The 18,547-nt window shown below is 41.4% G+C and carries 15 protein-coding genes; 8 read left to right on the top strand and 7 right to left on the bottom strand.

What is annotated here, in order from left to right; genetic code table 11:
- Positions 1 to 5: 5 nt before the first annotated feature.
- Positions 6 to 929 (bottom strand): homoserine O-succinyltransferase, encoded by a 924-nt coding sequence (locus H625_RS0106105; protein WP_026859130.1) that lies wholly within the window; start codon positions 927 to 929, stop codon positions 6 to 8.
- Between the two features lie 126 nt (positions 930 to 1,055).
- On the opposite strand from H625_RS0106105, the gene H625_RS0106100 reads away from it, so the two are divergent.
- The 3 genes from H625_RS0106100 to H625_RS0106090 all read left to right on the top strand — a co-directional run bounded on the left by H625_RS0106100 (position 1,056) and on the right by H625_RS0106090 (position 3,622).
- Entirely contained in the window at positions 1,056 to 2,372 is a 1,317-nt protein-coding gene (locus tag H625_RS0106100) for a Na+/H+ antiporter family protein (protein WP_026859129.1), read from the top strand.
- A 210-nt stretch (positions 2,373 to 2,582) separates the two neighbouring features.
- Positions 2,583 to 2,759 (top strand): hypothetical protein, encoded by a 177-nt coding sequence (locus tag H625_RS13580; protein ID WP_156897191.1) that lies wholly within the window; start codon positions 2,583 to 2,585, stop codon positions 2,757 to 2,759.
- An 80-nt stretch (positions 2,760 to 2,839) separates the two neighbouring features.
- The gene (locus H625_RS0106090; RefSeq protein ID WP_026859128.1) at positions 2,840 to 3,622 is read left to right on the top strand and encodes an N-acetylglucosaminidase; all 783 of its coding nucleotides are present in this window, start codon (positions 2,840 to 2,842) and stop codon (positions 3,620 to 3,622) included.
- 49 nt (positions 3,623 to 3,671) lie between these two features.
- On the opposite strand, the gene fdhD is transcribed toward H625_RS0106090, so the two are convergent.
- Entirely contained in the window at positions 3,672 to 4,475 is an 804-nt protein-coding gene (gene fdhD / locus H625_RS0106085; RefSeq protein ID WP_035785294.1) for a formate dehydrogenase accessory sulfurtransferase FdhD, read from the bottom strand.
- A 117-nt stretch (positions 4,476 to 4,592) separates the two neighbouring features.
- On the opposite strand from fdhD, the gene H625_RS0106080 reads away from it, so the two are divergent.
- The 4 genes from H625_RS0106080 (at position 4,593) to glnA (ending at position 11,203) form a co-directional block, all read left to right on the top strand.
- Positions 4,593 to 5,855 carry an L-lactate MFS transporter gene (locus H625_RS0106080; RefSeq protein ID WP_026859126.1) on the top strand — a complete coding sequence of 421 codons (1,263 nt, stop codon included), beginning with the start codon at positions 4,593 to 4,595 and terminating at the stop codon, positions 5,853 to 5,855.
- A 39-nt stretch (positions 5,856 to 5,894) separates the two neighbouring features.
- On the top strand, positions 5,895 to 8,252 hold the full coding sequence (locus H625_RS0106075) for an FdhF/YdeP family oxidoreductase (RefSeq protein WP_026859125.1): 2,358 nt from the start codon (positions 5,895 to 5,897) through the stop codon (positions 8,250 to 8,252).
- A gap of 118 nt (positions 8,253 to 8,370) precedes the next feature.
- Entirely contained in the window at positions 8,371 to 9,717 is a 1,347-nt protein-coding gene (locus H625_RS0106070) for a sodium-dependent transporter (RefSeq protein ID WP_026859124.1), read from the top strand.
- Between the two features lie 148 nt (positions 9,718 to 9,865).
- Positions 9,866 to 11,203 (top strand): type I glutamate--ammonia ligase, encoded by a 1,338-nt coding sequence (glnA, locus tag H625_RS0106065; protein WP_026859123.1) that lies wholly within the window; start codon positions 9,866 to 9,868, stop codon positions 11,201 to 11,203.
- Positions 11,204 to 11,249: 46 nt separating this feature from the next.
- Here the strand turns inward: glnA and H625_RS0106060 are convergent, their stop codons facing one another.
- Positions 11,250 to 12,917: a Na/Pi cotransporter family protein gene (locus tag H625_RS0106060; protein ID WP_026859122.1), complete on the bottom strand. Its 1,668-nt coding sequence runs from the start codon at positions 12,915 to 12,917 to the stop codon at positions 11,250 to 11,252.
- Positions 12,918 to 13,144: 227 nt separating this feature from the next.
- Here H625_RS0106060 and H625_RS0106055 point away from each other — a divergent pair, with 227 nt between their 5' ends.
- Positions 13,145 to 14,257, top strand: a complete 1,113-nt coding sequence (locus H625_RS0106055) for an HAD family hydrolase (protein ID WP_026859121.1) — start codon at positions 13,145 to 13,147, stop codon at positions 14,255 to 14,257.
- Between the two features lie 107 nt (positions 14,258 to 14,364).
- On the opposite strand, the gene serA is transcribed toward H625_RS0106055, so the two are convergent.
- The 4 genes from serA to H625_RS0106035 all read right to left on the bottom strand — a co-directional run bounded on the left by serA (position 14,365) and on the right by H625_RS0106035 (position 18,526).
- Positions 14,365 to 15,960 (bottom strand): phosphoglycerate dehydrogenase, encoded by a 1,596-nt coding sequence (gene serA / locus H625_RS0106050; protein WP_026859120.1) that lies wholly within the window; start codon positions 15,958 to 15,960, stop codon positions 14,365 to 14,367.
- The gene (locus H625_RS0106045) at positions 15,947 to 17,095 is read right to left on the bottom strand and encodes a pyridoxal-phosphate-dependent aminotransferase family protein (RefSeq protein ID WP_026859119.1); all 1,149 of its coding nucleotides are present in this window, start codon (positions 17,093 to 17,095) and stop codon (positions 15,947 to 15,949) included. The genes serA and H625_RS0106045 overlap by 14 nt, the downstream gene beginning before the upstream one ends.
- 59 nt (positions 17,096 to 17,154) lie before the next feature.
- Complete coding sequence (locus tag H625_RS0106040; protein ID WP_026859118.1) at positions 17,155 to 18,207, bottom strand: AAA family ATPase; 1,053 nt, start codon at positions 18,205 to 18,207, stop codon at positions 17,155 to 17,157.
- Between the two features lie 70 nt (positions 18,208 to 18,277).
- The gene (locus H625_RS0106035; RefSeq protein WP_026859117.1) at positions 18,278 to 18,526 is read right to left on the bottom strand and encodes a hypothetical protein; all 249 of its coding nucleotides are present in this window, start codon (positions 18,524 to 18,526) and stop codon (positions 18,278 to 18,280) included.
- Between the last annotated feature and the right edge of the window lie 21 nt (positions 18,527 to 18,547).

The following is an 18,547-nucleotide window of genomic DNA, read 5'->3' as shown; positions in this document are numbered from 1 at the left end:
CCTTTTTATTTCTGTTCATGTAATTTAGTTAAATCGTATAATGTATTCTGGTAAGTTTCATTCAGCCAGTTGTTAAACAGCAGGTGCCCGTGGCTGCGCCATTGAAATTTCGGTTTTTCTGCCGGATTATCGTCTGGATAATAATTGAATGGAACTGTACTATCCATACCGCGTCCTGCATCACGGTCATATTCTGCTTTCAATGTTTCTCTGTCGTATTCGAGGTGGCCGAAAATGAATAAGTCACGCTGATTTTTAGATGTAATGATATCCGGGCCGTATTCTTTATTGGAGGTCAGTACTTCCAAGTCCGGGATATCGTTTAATGCATCGTAATCAATTTTAGTATGTCTGGACTGGGGAACCTGATATATATCATCAAAACCGCGAATATACGGATGTTCGGGTTTTATATTTTGATAATCGAACACACCGAACAATTTTTCTGATAAAGTATACTTTTCGATATTATAATAATGATTTAATGCAAACTGTGCTCCCCAGCAAATATAAAAGCGGGAAAAGACATGTGTCTGTGCCCAATCTGTAACTTTTTTAAGTTCGTCGATATATCCAACCTGTTCAAAATTAAATTTTTCAACCGGAGCACCGGTAACAATCATGCCGTCAAAATAATCATCTTTAACTTCGTCATGTGTTTTATAAAATTTCTGCAAGTGACTGGTCGGCGTATTTTTACTTTGATGGGAAGACATATGTAAGAATTCGACATCGATTTGAAGAGGTGAGTTGCCCAGCAGTCTTAAGAGCTGCAGTTCGGTCGTTTCTTTTAGCGGCATAAGGTTTAAAATAAGAATTTTTAATGGACGAATGTCCTGTGTTATCGCGCGGGAAGCTTCTATGGTATATACTTGTTCTTGCTGCAGTTTCGTTCGAACAGGCAGACCTTCGATGATTTTAATTGGCATGCGTTCACGTCCTTAAATAAAAAATAGTAGTACTATATAATGTAACAGTGAAAACGAATTACAGTCAATATCAAAATTATCTAAAAAGTCGAAAAGATTATAATTACTTAAAATTTTGGAGGAAAGATAATGAATTCAGTTTTAATAGCGATTCTCGTTATGGTCGTTTTAAGTTTGTGCCGGCTTAACGTTATATTAGCATTATTTATCGGAGCGCTGACCGGCGGCCTGATTTCAGGCATGGGCATCGATGAAGTAATCGGTGTATTTACTGGGGGAATCGTCAATGGTGCAGAAATTGCACTCAGCTATGCACTGCTCGGAGGGTTTGCTGCATTAATCGCATACAGCGGTATAACCGACGTTATAGTAGATAAGATTCTGGGCTTGCTGAATGCAAGTAAAACAACGAAAGCACGTGTGATTGCGAAGGTTTCATTAATAGTAACGCTGCTCGTTATTTCTATGATCAGTCAAAATTTAATTCCTGTGCATATTGCATTTATTCCTATACTTATTCCGCCGCTGATCAGTCTGTTTAACGAGCTGCAGCTGGACCGCAGACTCCTTGCGATAGTCATGACTTTTGGTCTTACATTTACTTATGCAATACTGCCGTTCGGCTACGGGCAAATATTCCAAAATACAATCGTGACAAGCTTTGCCAATGCCGGGGCAACGATTGAATTTAATGATGTCGCACCAAGCATGATAATTCCGGCTCTCGGGTTTGTCGCCGGGCTTATAATCGCATTTTTCTACTTCAGAAAACCGAGGAAATACCTTAATAAAGAAAGTGAAATGTCCGCTGAACGGGTAACTGTCAGTGCTAAAACACTAATTACAGCGACGCTTGCGATTATCGTTACTTTCACTGTCCAGTTCTTTACGGACTCGATGATCTTCGGTGCACTCGGCGGGATTATGGTTTTCTTCTTGTCACTGCAGTTTAAATGGGCTGATCTTGACCGTGAACTGGTTAATGGTATTAAAATTATGGCCTATATTGGTATGGTAATGCTGGCAGCGAACGGCTTTGCCGGAGTGATTACAGCGACGGAAGATGTCCTGCCACTCGTAAATAGTATTTCAGATACTCTCGGTAATAATAAAGCATTTATCGTGATGGGAATGCTGGTTGTCGGTTTGGTTGTAACGATGGGAATCGGCTCATCATTCGCGACGCTGCCGATTATCGGGGCAATCTTCGTTCCAATGGGCGCAGAACTCGGTTTATCGATGGCAGCAATTATTGCGATTGTCGGTACTGCAGGCGTGCTTGGTGATGCAGGCTCTCCAGCATCAGATTCCACACTAGGGCCGACAGCGGGACTCAACGTGGACGGGCAGCACGATCATATATGGGATACATGTGTGCCGACATTTATCTTTTTAAATATTCCTGTAATCATTACAGGTTTCATTGCAGGCATGGTATTATAGAAATGTATAATGTAACTAAATGATAAAAACAAAACTGCCAGCTTGAAATTTTCCGGATAATGTAGTTTAATTAATCTACTAAGTAAAAAAATTCACTAATTAAGCAGCGAATTTGTCCTGAGCTTCGTATTTAATCATTTAACGAATTTATCTGCGTAAGATGAATTGTATAAGCTCTCGATAATCTATTACTTTCGAACAGGTGATTTTATGGAGACAGATTTAAACATTTTAAAAGGCAATTTAACTGCATATCAAATCAGTGAAGCGATTGGTATTTCTTTTGAAGAAGCTACGGATTTGCTTGAACAGCGAATAACTGTGGAATCACTGGACGAAAAAAGCCAGGAAATGTTGAAAGAATTAGAAGCAGTTCTATTTGACTAGCGGAGAAACCGCGTTAAATATATTAAACATAAATATGAGACTGACATTGTCAGTCTCATTTATTTTTTCGGAGGATGCCTATGGATAAGATAAAAGAAAATATTCCGTTTATATTGCTGATTGTCGTAATGGCATTATTTATGCTGGCATTCTTTGTTTCAGAAACATCATTTTTTAAGACGGAGGGGATTTCCACGTATACTTTTGAAGAAGCCGTCAGCATGCAGGTTAATAATAATACGGGGGACGTCAAACTGACTGACAGTGCAACAGAATATGCAGACGAAAATGATATTAAAGAAGCAATGACAATTAACAGCAGTAATGATTTTCAATTTCTGCCCCTTGATTCGATGACAGAAGCGAGCGAAGATCAATTGAATGAGCTGCTTGAAGGCAAAGGGATATTGGAAGGTAAGGGTGCTGCTTTTATCGAAGCAGAACAGACACATAACGTAAATGCGCTGTATCTGATTAGCCACGCACTTCTTGAAACGGGACATGGACAATCGGAACTTGCTTCCGGTATCGAAGTTGACGGGACAACATACTATAACTTTTTCGGGATTGGAGCATTTGATCATGCTGCGGTTGCTGAAGGTTCGAGTTATGCACAGAAAGCAGGCTGGTCATCGCCGGAAGCTGCGATTATCGGCGGTGCTGAATTTGTCAGAGCAAACTATCTGGATAATAGCCAGAATACTTTATACCGCATGCGCTGGAATCCGGAGAATCCGGGCACCCATCTCTATGCAACCGATATAGAATGGGCAGAAAAAATTGCGAGCATAATGAGTGGTTATTACAATTCTCTGGGTTTGGAATATGACGAACTGCAGACAGAAAATTATAATGAAGAGTAAAAAAATACAATCAGTTACGGAAATATTTACGAAACTGGTTGTATTTTTCTTATTTACTTTCAAGATCATCTGCGCCGATAATGCGCCACGGATGGCTGTATATATTAAACGAGCTGCCGCGAATAAAACCTGCAGCTGTAATATTTAAATCATGAGCCAGCTTAATCGCAAGGTCGGTTGGGGCAGATTTACTGAGGACGATGCCGACACCGATTTTTGAAGCTTTTGTCAGTACTTCAGACGAGATACGTCCGCTGAACACGATAACTTTATCTTTAACGGAAATATTATTCTGCAAACAGTGTCCGTAAAGTTTGTCGAGTGCGTTATGACGGCCGATGTCACCTTTATGGACAATAGTACCATCGGGTGATGCGATACTCGCATTGTGGATACCGCCTGTATCTTTAAAAATTGTACTTTCTTCCTGCATTTCTTTCATCAGGCTGATGCACTGTTCAGGTGTAAGTTTCGTGTCCGACAGCGAAAATTTCGCTGTATCAACATCTGACTGAAAATAGAACTGACGACTCTTACCGCAGCATGAACCGAGTACGCGTTTTGAAAATGTACCGTAGTCTTTAGGCAGTTCGCGTGAAACGGTAACGTGGCAGAACCCGCCTCTTTCATCGATGTTCATAGATATGATTTCTTTAAATGAACGCAGAGCACCTTCGGATGCTAAAAAGCCGATAACGAGTTCTTCCAAGTCGTCCGGCGAGCAGACTAAAGTTGCAAATTCTACATCATTTAAATATATAGTCAGTGGAAATTCCTCAGCAATTATATCATCAGTTTCAATGAATTTTCCGTCGGTGTACCGGCGAATAGTATTTTTAGTAACAATTTCCATAATTTATACCTCTCCTACTCCGAATCTTATTGTAAAGGTTCTTTTTTCTTTATATAATCACATTTAAGACGAAATTACAATTTTAGGAATTCCGTCAAAACAACTAGGGGGATTTACATGCAAACGAAAAAAAATCGCTGGCTGATTGCTCTTGCAGGGGTTGGTATACATATATCAATCGGTTCAGTATACGCATGGAGTGTATTTACGACACCGCTTCAGGAATCAATTGGATGGTCACTGAGTCAGGTGTCAATTACGTTTAGTATTGCTATTTTATTTTTAGGGTTGTCTGCAGCATTTATGGGGCATTTTGTAGAAGCTAAAGGACCGAGAAAGTCGGGATTGGTTTCAACGATATTTTTTGCAGCGGGTATGATTACCGCAGGATTCGGTATACAGCTTGAAATGCTGTGGTTATTATATGTAGGTTACGGAGTGCTCGGAGGAATCGGTCTTGGAATAGGATATATCACACCGGTTTCTACATTGGTTAAATGGTTCCCGGACAGACGCGGAATGGCGACAGGACTTGCAATTATGGGGTTCGGTTTTGCCGCGATGATCGCGAGTCCGTTAATGCGTACGCTGATTGAGTCAGTAGGAATTCCTAACACATTCTTTATTCTTGGTGCGATTTACTTTACAGTAATGCTCGTATCGAGTTTATATCTTGAAAGACCGCCTGAAGGGTATCATCCAAAAGGTGTGGTTATCGATGAAAGTGCTGCAACTGTGTCGAAAGATCTTGCACAGCTGACAGCTAATGAAGCAATTAAGACGAAACGTTTTTACTTCATGTGGCTGATGCTCTTTATCAATGTAACATGCGGTATTGCGATTCTTGCAGTAGCAAGTCCGATGGGTGTTGAAATTGCAGGATTATCTGCAGGTGCAGCAGCATTTATGGTAGGGATTATGGGAGTATTTAACGGTGCAGGACGATTAATTTGGGCATCTATTTCAGACTACATCGGCAGAACAAATCTTTATACGCTGTTCTTTATATTACAGATAGGGATCTTTGCAGTACTGCCGTTCACGACAAACGCATTGCTGTTCCAATTACTGCTGTTCGTTATGATTTCATGTTACGGCGGCGGATTCTCTGCAATTCCAGCGTACATTGGAGACATCTTTGGAACGAAGCAGCTTGGTGCTATTCATGGCTATATTTTAACAGCATGGGCAGCAGCCGGGCTTGCAGGTCCGTTCATTGTTGCGAGGATTTACGAATCGACTCAAAGTTACGCCTGGTCACTTTATATTTTTGCAGGGCTGTTCTTTGTCGCACTGGTAATCTCGATATTTATCAGAGCAGATATTAAAAAACTTAAAGAAAAAAATGAGCTGGATGCTGTCAGCGCTTCCGCAAAATAGTGTACAATAGAATTATTATAATATAGAGGGAGTGTCTACATGGGTAAAACTCTGCATCCGGGTCCAATTAATAAGACGAAAAAGTGGGATCCGAAATTATGGGTAAGTCCTGTGCCATTCGGTTTAACTAAAGTAAAACCGCATCATATGAGAGATACGGCTAAAATCGTTTGGAAAAACAGAGACAATTTAAATTACGCGAAAAATATTATATTAAAAGGTGTATGTGACGGCTGTGCGCTCGGCGTATCAGGCCTTCAGGATCAGACTTTAAATGGTCCCCACATGTGTACAACACGTTTTAACGTGCTGAGATTAAACACAGCACCACCGATCAAACCTGAGATTTTACATCAGGATATTGATGAATTACGTAAAATGGACAGTACTGAGCTGCGCGAACTTGGACGTATTCCATATCCGATGATCCGTCGCAAAGATGATCGTAAATTCATTAGAGTATCGTGGGATGAAGCGATGAATACTATTGCGGACAAGATGAAAGTTCTCGATCCAAAGCAGTACGCATTTTACTTAACAAGCCGCGGTATTACGAACGAATCGTATTACGTTGCAGCAAAAGTTGCACGCTACTTAGAAACAAACCATATCGATAACGCATCACGTATCTGTCACTCGCCGAGTAAATCAGCGATGAAACGCTCAGTAGGTGTCGGAGCTTCAACTTGTAACTACCAGGACTGGTTAGGCACAGACGTATTAGTATTCTGGGGAAGTGTTGCATCAAACGCATCACCGGTGTCTACTAAATATATGATGGAAGCTAAAAAACGCGGTACGAAAATTATCGTTATTAACCCTTACAGAGAACCTTCAATGGAAAATTACTGGGTACCTTCAGTAGTAGAATCTGCACTATTCGGTACAGAAATTGCAGACGAATTCTATGAAGTAAACATCGGCGGAGACATTGCATTAATGCACGGTGTTATGAAACACTGGTTCGATCTTGAAGAGCAAAATGAAGGATCTGCAGTTAACCACGAGTTCGTCAACGAACACGTTAACAACTACGAAGATCTTAAAGAGAACGTACAGTCACAGACTTGGGACGAAATTGTTCAGTCTTCAGGAGTGGAGAAAGAAAGTATTATCGAACTATCAAACAGCCTTGCTAAAGCGAAAACAGGCGTTATGGTCTGGGCTCTCGGTTTAACAATGCATAAACACGCAACAGATAATATTTCACAAGTATCTAACCTCGCGTTATTACGCGGCTGGTTAGGCGGTAAAAATAAAGGTCTTATGCCATTACGCGGACACTCTTCAGTACAGGGTTCAGGAGAAATGGGAGCAGATCCGTTTTCACTGCCTGGTGGGGATTACAACGATGAAAACCGTCCCCGCGTTGAAGATCTGTGGAACTTTAAACTTCCGCAGTGGCCGGGTGATACAGTTGGTGTAACTATTGAGAACGCAATGCTGCCGGAAGACAATGAAAGAAAGCTTAAGCTTTACTACATGTCGGGCGGTAACTTCCTTGAAACGATGCCGGATCCGAACTTCGTAAGAGATGCACTGCAAAATCTCGATATCCGTGTTCATCAGGATATTATTTTAAATACGTCAACATTGCTTGATGCCAAAGAAACAGTTGTTGTACTTCCTGCGAAAACTCGTTACGAGCAGGACGGCGGCGGACTTTCAACATCTACTGAAAGAATGGTTTACTTCTCACCTGAGATCGAAGGAAACCGTAACCGTATTGCTGAAGCGCGCAGTGAGTGGCAGATTTACGTTGATCTTGCAAAACGCGTAAAACCTGAAGAGTCTCATTTAATAGACTTCCAGTCAGGTCAGGAAATCCGTGACGAAATTGCTAAAGCGAATCCTCAGTATGACGGTGTTCAGCATCTGAAAAAAGCAGGAGACGTTTATCAGTACGGCGGAGCATGGTTATGTGAAGGCGGCGTTTGTCCGACACCGGACGGCCGTGGAAACCTGATTACGATGGATATTCCGGATAACAATAAGAAAGCCGGAGAATTTAAACTTCTGATGAGACGCGGTAAGCAGTTTAACGCGATGATATACGGAGATCGCGATGCGTTTAACAACATGGGCCGTTACGACGTGCTCGTGAGTGAAAATGATGCTAGAAAAGAAGGTCTTGAAGACGGGGAAGCGGTTGTTCTTTATAACAAGAACGGCGTGTTCCAGGGCTTCGTTAAATATGCAGCAATTAAAGACGGCAACATCGGCGTTCAGTTCCCTGAAGGAAACTTCCTTGTAGAGAAAGGTATTTATGAAAACTTCGTAGAAATGCCTGACTATGTTACTGACGTTAAGATGGAAAAAGCTGATCACTTTAATGCGAATAAAGACCGTCAGTATTTAGAAAAATCAATACCTGAATTAGAAGATAACCCTAACTAGTTTGTAGAGGGTAATATAGCAGAAAGCCGGGAGAGATGGTTCTCCCGGCTTTTTGTATATAAAAACTCTCTTTAGTGTGGTAAACTACCAACATTGATAATTGAAAAGAGGTAATATTTTGTCCGAAAATAATTGGAACTCAAAATTAGGTTTTATATTGGCTGCAGCAGGTTCTGCAATTGGCCTCGGTGCAGTATGGCGTTTCCCTTATATGACTGCTGAACATGGCGGCGGTGCGTTTTTATTCGTTTTCCTGCTATTTACTATTCTTATTGGTCTGCCTCTTTTAATTAGTGAATTTGTCATCGGCCGTGCGTCGGGAAGAAATCCGATTGACGGTTTCGAATATTTAAGTGGTAAAAAGAGCTTGAGGATTTTCGGGTGGATCGGGCACTTCGGAACGATGCTGCTCTTGTCGTTCTATAGTGTAATCGGTGGCTGGATATTAATTTATCTGCTGATTGCTCTCTTAGACCTGTTTAATCTTTATACTGTTAACGACTATACGGCAATGCTCGGGGATATTATTACGAACCCGGTATATGTAATTGCCGCTCAGGGTATATTCATTTTTATTACAGCAGTTGTTGTTGCCCAGGGTATTCAAAAAGGATTGGAAAGGGCATCTAAAATTATGATGCCGGTGCTGTTCATTCTGTTTTTAGTTATTATTATCCGTTCACTTACGCTGCCTAATGCATTTGAAGGAGTTAAGTATTTCCTGACACCTGACTTCAGCGAGCTCAGTGCAAATGGGATAATGTTCGCGCTTGGCCAGTCGTTCTTTGCGCTCAGTGTCGGAATTACTCAGATGATGACGTACGCGTCATACTTAAAAGCGGATCAGAATCTGACGAGATCTGCATCGTATATCGTTCTTTTGAATATCGCGGTTTCCGTTATGGTCGGACTTGCGATTTTCCCTGCAATTGCTTCATTCGGCATGCAAAGTGTTGAAGGCCCGGGACTTGTCTTTATCGTTCTGCCTGAAATATTTAATGCGATTCCGTTCGGAATTATTTTTTATCTGATGTTCCTCACTGCATTCTTATTTGCGACATTGACATCCGCGTTCTCGATGATTGAAATTAACGTTGCCAACACTGTTAAAGGCGACCAGTCGAAACGTAAAAAGGTAACTTACATTTATGCAATTATCGTTTTCGCTATCGGTATTCCGTCTGCTTTATCAGAAGGTGTACTGAATGATGTTCAGTTCTTCGCAGGTACGATATTCGATAATGTGGATTTCCTCGTATCAAATATACTTTTACCTGCAGGAGCCTTGTTCTCCTCAATCTTTGTCGGTTATATTTTAGACAAGCGCATTACGATGGAACAACTGAATGTAACGAAAGACAGCAAATCTTTTATTGTATTTAAAGGCTGGTTATTCCTGCTCAGATTTATTTTACCTGCAATAATAATCTTTGTCTTTATTATGAATATAATCAGCTTCATTTAAGTAACTGAAAGGTGCAGATCCAAGTGGGGGATCTGCATTTTTTAAATTTTATAAAAATTCACGATTGCGCATGAAATATGAGTATGGTAATATTTTCTCATGAGTTTTCAGCATGATTGACATCAAAATCAGATTAAGGGCGTGAGGTATGGAAAGTTTAACCAGAGAAAAAATCATCACTATTGCACAAGAAGAAAATGTAAGATTTATCCGTCTGCAATTTTCCGATATTCTCGGAACGATAAAAAATGTGGAAGTGCCGTTCAGCCAGCTGGATAAAGCGCTCGAAGGACAAATGATGTTTGACGGTTCTTCAATTGAAGGGTTTACCCGTATCGAAGAATCGGATATGTATCTGGTTCCGGATTTAAATACGTGGACAGTATTTCCGTGGACAACATCACGCGGTGAAAAAGTTGCGCGTCTGATCTGTGACGTTCATAAGGTTGACGGCACGCCTTTTGAAGGTGACCCCCGTACTAACTTAAAAAATGTTCTGAAGGAAATGGAAGCGCTCGGCTATACATCATTCAACTTAGGACCGGAACCGGAATTTTTCCTCTTTAAACTGGATGATCGCGGTAAACCGACGACCGAGTTAAATGATCATGGCGGGTATTTTGATTTAGCGCCTACGGACTCAGGTGAAAATTGCCGTCGTGATATCGTTATTGAACTTGAGGATATGGGCTTTGATATTGAAGCTTCACACCATGAAGTTGCTGAAGGACAGCATGAAATTGACTTTAAGTATGCAGATGCCGTTACAGCGTGTGACAGTATTCAGACATTTAAACTCGTTGTTAAGACCGTCGCGAGAAAACATAATCTGCATGCGACATTTATGCCGAAACCGCTGATTGGTATTAACGGCAATGGTATGCACTTTAACGTGTCACTCTTTAAAGGAAAAGAAAATGCATTCTTTGATGAGTCTGCAGAAGATGGCTTAAGCGAAGATATGAAATACTTTATGGCAGGTGTACTGAAACACGTACGCGGCTTCACGGCGGTAACGAACCCGCTTGTTAACTCGTACAAACGTCTGGTGCCCGGTTACGAAGCGCCGAGTTACATCGCATGGAGTAAGAAGAATCGCTCGCCATTGATGAGAATCCCTTCTTCACGCGGATTATCTACGCGTGTGGAAGTACGTTCTGTCGATCCATCAGCGAATCCGTATTTGGCACTGGCAGTCATTTTAAAAGCCGGTCTGGATGGCATTAAAAATAAAATGGAACTTCGTGAATCCATAGATTTAAATCTTTACGAGCTGACAAGAGAAGAGCGACGTGAGAAAGGTGTCGAAGATTTACCGTCGACACTGTACAATGCATTAAAAGTGATGCGTGACAGTGAACTTTCAAAAGAAGCGCTCGGCAGTCATATTTACAAGGCGTTTTATGAACACAAGATGCTGGAATGGGAAGATTACCGTGCAACTGTATCGGAATGGGAACTTAAATCTTACCTAGAAAAATACTAAAACAAAAAAAGGAACCGGGAATTAATCTCCGGTTCCTTTTTTAATATCAATCGTAAACAGTAAAGTCATCGTTCATGAATTCTTCTGTTACGTTATTTAAGTTTGTCTCTGTAATGTTTCTTGCGTTATAACCGATACGCTCAAGATTGCTGATTAATTCAACATAAAGTGTACCGCTATCCGTTGAACATTCGCCTCTTGAAAGACGCTTGATATGTTCTTTACGAAGTTTGTTTTCAATTCTGTGTGATTTCTGGCTTAATCTGATAACCTGTTCGAGCGCTTGAGGATTATAAACGTCAAGTGACTCGAGCGACATTGTAAACGATTCGTATACGTGGCTGTACAGATCTTCCAGACCTTCTTTAGCTTCGTCAGACAGATTAATATTATTTTCATACTTATGATGGTACTGATCAGCCATATTTTTAGCCTGTGAGCTTACTTTAAGCAGAATCCGTGATACTTCCAGCAGTGTGCTGACACGTTCAGTATCATCCTGGGAAATTTCGTATTTCGACGCATCAAGCAGGTAACCGCGTATAGCATCCTGCAGCGTTGAGACAACGTTAACTTTATCTTCAATCTGCTTGAAGAGTTTGTCGTCCTGCTTATCGCTGTACTGACGTGCATCCTGTAAAGTACTGAGAACTAATTCACCCAGATTTTTAACTTCACTCTGTGCGCCCTGAATTGCAATACTCGGTGACTGTTTTAATAAGAGCGGGTCTAAATGTTTAGGCGTGAAATCTTCAGAAAAATCACGTCCCGGAACTATTTTAACGACTAGCCACGCAAGAGCACCGACAAATGGCAGATGTATCAATGTATTGATAATATTGTATGAACCATGAGCGAACGCGATAGTCATTGGTTTATTCAGACTGAGAATATCTTCAAGATAGCCGACGTATATTACAAACAGCGGCATCAGTATCATAAATATTGTTGCCCCAATGATGTTAAATGTAACGTGTACCAAGGCTGCACGTTTAGCGGCAATTGAACCGGCAAGCGCTGCTAATATCGCAGTGATCGTTGTACCGATATTGTCGCCGAGCAGAATCGGCAATGCTGCCTGCAGATCAATCATGCCGTTGTCATAGAAATTCTGCAGGATGGCAATGGTCGCACTTGAACTTTGAACAATAACTGTCAGGATTACACCGACAGCAAGACCAAGGAATGAATTATCACTCATTGCCAGCATCAGATTTTGGAAGTATTCGAGATCAGCCAGCGGACCGACACCGTCTCCCATTAATTCGAGACCGTAAAATAATGCCCCGAAACCGAAGAGAACTCTACCTACATTAGTAATCTGATTTGATTTAAAGAAGAATAGCATAAATGAACCTATAGCGAGAATCGGCAAAGAATATGCACCAATATCAAGCCCAATAATAAATGCTGTAACCGTCGTACCAATATTGGCACCTAAAATAACACCAATAGCTTGTCTAAGTGTTAGAAAACCTGCACTCACTAAGCCAATAGTAATTGCCGTGGCACCGGAGCTGCTCTGGATTAAAACTGTAACTAGAATACCGGCAATAACACCTCTGACAGGATTGGATGTCATGCGGTTTAAAATATCTCGCAAACGGTCACCGGCAGCTGCCTGCAGGCCGTCACCCATCTGTTTAATACCGTACAGGAAGATACCAAGTCCTCCGACGAACATGAAGATAACTTCCATTGGACTAAGAGACATAAAGAGTCCTCCATATAATATTTAATTTACAAACTTTACCTATGCTTAAAGAACTATGCGATAAATTTACAATCTACTGTTTATCATATTACAAATCAGCATATTTTAAAACATAAAATTAATTTATGGCGTAAAAGCTCAAGTTGCCTGAAAATTTGTATAAATAGTCGACAAGACTAAAGTGGTGTGAGAAACTGGCAATATATAAAAAATACTGGGGTGTTTTCATGACGACGATACTGTTTGATGTTGACGGTGTGTTTTTAAGCGAAGAAAGATGTTTTGATGTATCTGCGCTGACAGTAGAGGAATTACTGTACAGCCCGCGCTATTTAAACCTGGATGGCAGTAAGTTCAGAACAGATTATACAAATGAAGAAATCAGCGGCATCCGCAGTACAATTTTTGCCGATGACCGTGTACTTAAACGCTTTAAAGAAGCGGGGCTGAATTCAAACTGGGACATGCTGTTTATTACGTTTGCACTGATGTATATAGATATACTAAAACAGGAAAATTTAAATCTGGCTGGTGTCGACGTGACAGATTTAAACGCGGTCGGGGATATGCTTGGTGAAGTGACTGTGGATCCGGAAGCGGTAGTAGAATTTATTTCCCGGGAAAACTTCACTAAAGATGAAATATACAGAGCATTAATCGAATATGCCGGAACACTTCAGAATTTAGAGGATCCGGATGTCTTCAAAATGTACGGACCGATTTGGAATCAGGGTCACTTTAAATATCAGGAATGGTATTTAGGCAGTGAACTTGTTGAAGCAGATACCGGTAAGCCGGCTGAAGAACTTCAGAAGACAGGTTTTATTTACGATGAAGAATGGATTGTAGAACCTGAAGCAATTAAAGAAATGCTTCAGGGACTGAAAGCACAAGGATACATCGTAGGTGTGGCAACAGGAAGGCCGAGACAGGAAACGCTGCTGCCGTTTTACGAAGTTGGACTCATGGATGTATTTGAAGAACGCCGTGTTTCAACTGCGAGCGAGGTAATGGATGCAGAGGATAGAAGTACTGCAGCTTATGCCCTCACTAAGCCGCATCCGTTCAGTTATTTATGGAGCCTGTATGTACAGAATGAAGCATTGTTTGAAGCGGCTGTTGACGGCAGAAACGAAAGTGATGAACAAATCTTTATCGTCGGTGACTCTGTTGCGGACTTTTACTGTGCAGATAAAATCGGCGCAGTATTTATTGCGACGCTGACAGGGCTGACAGGTGATGATATTATCAGCACATTCGATGAGCTGAATGTACCAAAAGAACAGATGCTGAAAAATGTACTTGGAGTACCTGAACTTGTTGAGACGCTTGTTAAATAAAATAGATACTTAAAAGAACACCGCCTTGAATCTTAAGATTCAAGGCGGTGTTCTTTTATATTTAAGGAAGATATATGCGGAAATAATCCTGTGGAATATTTTAATTTTTATCCCAGTTTAATCGTGTGCACTTTATGAATGTTTGAGACATTTTTTATTTTTTCATATGTTTCTTCGTTGACCTGATTATCCAGTGTGAAGAGAACCATTGCGTCACCTTCTTTAGACAGGCGTGCAAGCTGCATTGAAGCGATGTTTACTTCATCTTCACCGAGCAGGACACCGAGCTCGCCAATAATGCCAGGGCGGTCTGTATGCTCGATTATGAGTATATTTTCTTCCGGCTTGAAGTCGATAGGGTACTCGTTAATTTTTACGAGACGCTCTCCATATCCTGGAATAGTTGAAGCACCGAGGGTAACGTGCTCATTATCATTAATCAGTTCAACTTCCAGATAGTTGGTATAGCCGTCAGCTTTAGCTTTCTTTTCAACTTTGTAAGTCACGTCGCGTTCATTTAAGTAGTACAGTGCGTTAATAATATTCACTTCATCACCGAAGTGGGGTTTCAGCATATTACTAACGAACGTGCGCGTTAAAATACTCGTGTCATCGACAGCGATATCTCCGTGATATTTAATTTTCACTTCCTCGGGCGGTTTATCGAGCAGCTGAATGCCGAACTGTCCTAAATGTTTCACGATAGACATATACGGTTTTAATTCTTCTGCGACAGAATGACTGACACGCGGCGCGTTAACCGCATGAGTAATCTGCTTGTCTTCAAAATACTCGATAATTTCTTTAGATACACTCACTGCAACTTTTTCCTGTGCTTCTGCTGTTGAAGCGCCGAGGTGCGGTGTCACAACAGTGCGGCGATGTGTCAGGAGTGCAGTGTTTTCCGGAGGCTCTGTCACGAATACATCGAGTGCGGCACCTTTTACGATACCTGAATCGAGTGCTGTGAGTAACTCGTCTTCGTCGATAATGCCGCCGCGTGCGACGTTGATCAGGTAAACACCCTCTTTTTTACATTTACTAAAGAAGTCAGCACCGATTATTCCTTTTGTCTGGGGAGTCAGAGGAGTATGGACGGTAATAAAATCTGCTGCAGCTGCCACTTCATCAACTTCCATTTTAACAATCTCATTGTCGCGGGCTTTGTCGTCGGATAAGTACGGGTCAAATGCGACAATCTTCATGCCGAAACTTTTAGCGCGTCTGGCTACACCGAAACCGATTTTCCCTGCACCGATAATACCAAGCGTTTTGCCGTAAAGCTCCACACCTTTATGAGCGCCGCGGTTCCATTCGCCTTCAGTAAGTTCCTTATATGCTTCAGGTATATCGCGAGCCATTGACAGCATCATTGCCATTGTATGCTCCGTAGCGGAAATGGTATTTCCTTCAGGAGCGTTGACGACGATAACACCATGTTTTGTTGCTGCATCGATGTCGATGTTGTCGACGCCTACACCGGCACGTGCAATCATCTTAAGTTTTTTAGCGTGCTGAATAATGCGTTCTGTAATTTTCGTCTGGCTGCGGACAATTACAGCATCGAAATCATGAATGATATCGACAATCTGCGATTCCGATAAACCTTCCTGGCGTGTAACGTTAAAATTATCATTATCAATAAGTGCCTGTATACCGTCCTGGCTCACGGGGTCCAATACAATTACGTTATGCTTCGTCATATAAACTCTCCTGAGCGGCAGTTAATGCTTTGCCGTAGTAATTTTTCTTGCGCAGCTTGCTTAAAATATCTTCCAGAGCACTTAATATAGCCAGCATATCTTTCGGGAACATAAAGCCCATGTGGCCGATTCGGATAATTTTTCCAGCGAGATCTTTCTGTCCGCCGGCTACAGAAATATTATAATTTTTATCCAGTTCATCTTTAATGTGTGCAATTTCTTCAGGCGTCGAAGTGACTGCTGTCACTGTAGGTGAAGCGGACGCTTCTTTTACAAAAAGCTCAAGTTCCAGTGCTTCAATACCGCGGCGCAGCATTTTCTGCATTTTTTTATGACGAAGAAATACTTCTTCGATTGTTTCTTCATGGATCATATCTAGCACGTCATCCAGTCCCTGATACAAAGTTACAGCTGGTGTCTGAGGAGTATAATCTACTTCCAGAGACTTAAAGTACATTTTTAAATCGAGATAATAGCGTCCGTGGCGTGAGCTGTTCACTTTGCTGAGCGCTCTATCATTAAGAGCAACGAATGCAAGACCCGGGGGCAGCATCATTGCTTTTTGACTGCCTGAAACTATACAGTCAATGTTATCGCGCTGCATGTGCATATCAGCGCCGCCAAGTGCACTAACTGCATCGACGATAAACAGCGTTTCTTCATTATAATTATGCACGACTGCAGCAAGCTCAGTGAGCGGGTGAAGTACAGATGTTGAGGTCTCGCATGCCTGACTAAATACTGCAGTTACATTATCGAGCCCGTTCAGGTACTCTTCAAAAGCCTGTGGATCAGCAGCTTCTGCCCATGTCACATCGTAAATATGTACATTGAAGTTGTAGCGTCCGGCGATATCTGCGAACTTTCCGCCGAATACGCCGCTGACGATTAAGACAACCGTATCTCCCTCATCAACAAGGTTGACCATTGCTGCTTCAAGAGCGCTGGTGCCTGATGAAGTCAGTACAGCGACTGGATTATCGGTGCCGAATATAGGCTGTAGTCTGGCTTGGATATCAGCAGACATTTCTTTGAATCGGCTAGTTCTGTGACCGAAAATACCTTGGGACATTGCTTGATATGTACGTCGGGCAACGGGTGTTGGTCCAGGTGTAAGCAATAACTCTTCTTGCATAGCGATTCCTCCTGTATAAATAAATTGTAAATTTCATTATAACAGAAATATCATTAAATTCAGTTATTTTTCCGTTCTTCCAGTATTTTATCGATTAAAGCATGGGCGCGCAGATAATTATTCAGATATGTATCATCTAAAATAACTGTATTATTCATTAAATTATAATGGTCCAGCTGTTCTAAAAGCAGTGTATAAAATTTTTGGTCGTAATCAGAAGAATCTTCCGCCGGAGGCATGATTAAAATCAGACTCCATGTCTGAAGCTTAATATAATGGTCGAAAATTTGATTTACGTATTCCTGCTGATCGTGATCAGCGAGCATATTATGCACTTTTGAGTACAGTACATCTGTGTCTGCGAAAAAGATTTTACGTGTTGCATTGGAATGAATATGACGCCTGTTCAGTTCAAACTGGCCGATGCCGATTGCATGAAAATCTTTTGCATCAAGATCAGGCGATTTCAGCTGATGCTCGTCGAAATAACTTGCTGCGTATTCAATGGAATAGCTCGTCGAATATCTTCGTGCCAGATCTTCAATAATCATCGATTTCCCGCTGTTTGGTGCACCGGTGACTAAAACGTTCTGAACAAAGAAGCGTCGAAACGGGCGTGTGACGTAATCCCAGTTTAAAATGGGTGTCTCCCTGATCTCAGTTCCGCTGATACCGAGAATCTTTCTGTCCACCATAGTCATATGAATATCAATGTGCTGCCACTTTTTAGAGAAATAACTTTCAAGTGGTTCTTTATAGTCGCTTTCGCCCATATAAAACGTTGGACTCTGTACATCGAAATCCAGGGCATCTTTGCTCTGGCGGATTAAACTCTCAAGCATCTCGAGCCACGGCTCCCAGCCTGCAGGATAGCGTGGGATTTCTGATTCATCGAGCTGCAGAATGGAAACGTTGCTGTCGTTCTTTAAAAGCTGACGCATCGCCCGGGCGCGGTGTTCAAGATTCATGCCGATATTGTCTCCCCGGTCGCCTGTGTATCCGCTAATAATAACCACAGCATGCCTGTTCTCTCTTTTGGCCCTGACGATTTGTTCAAAATGGCCAACGTGACACGGGGCGAAAGTACCAAAATAAATTCCGAGATCTCTCATGTTTATCTACTCCTAAGACAAATGATTTCAAAAGAACTGTATATTAAAATGTGCTACAATATTGAAGAAATTAAATGTAAGTTAACAGGATAGAAATGAAATGCAGCAATCCTGTCAGAATTGTTACCGCAGTTAAGATTTTAATGCTTTTAGACGCACCGGCGATTAAGAACAAGACCGACAGTATTATGGAAATTGCCATGAGAATAATTCTCGTACTGAGCAGAGCAATAAGCTCGTCATGCTGGTATGATATTGAAATATTAATAAAGCTGTAAATGTTAAATGCGGCTAATAAAATTAAAATAATCTGTTTCATTTTTGCACGCTCCCTTTGGGG

It is taken from the genome of Jeotgalicoccus psychrophilus DSM 19085 (genome assembly GCF_000425845.1).
Classification (GTDB): domain Bacteria; phylum Bacillota; class Bacilli; order Staphylococcales; family Salinicoccaceae; genus Jeotgalicoccus; species Jeotgalicoccus psychrophilus.
This window is presented reverse-complemented; position numbering and strand designations above follow the sequence as displayed.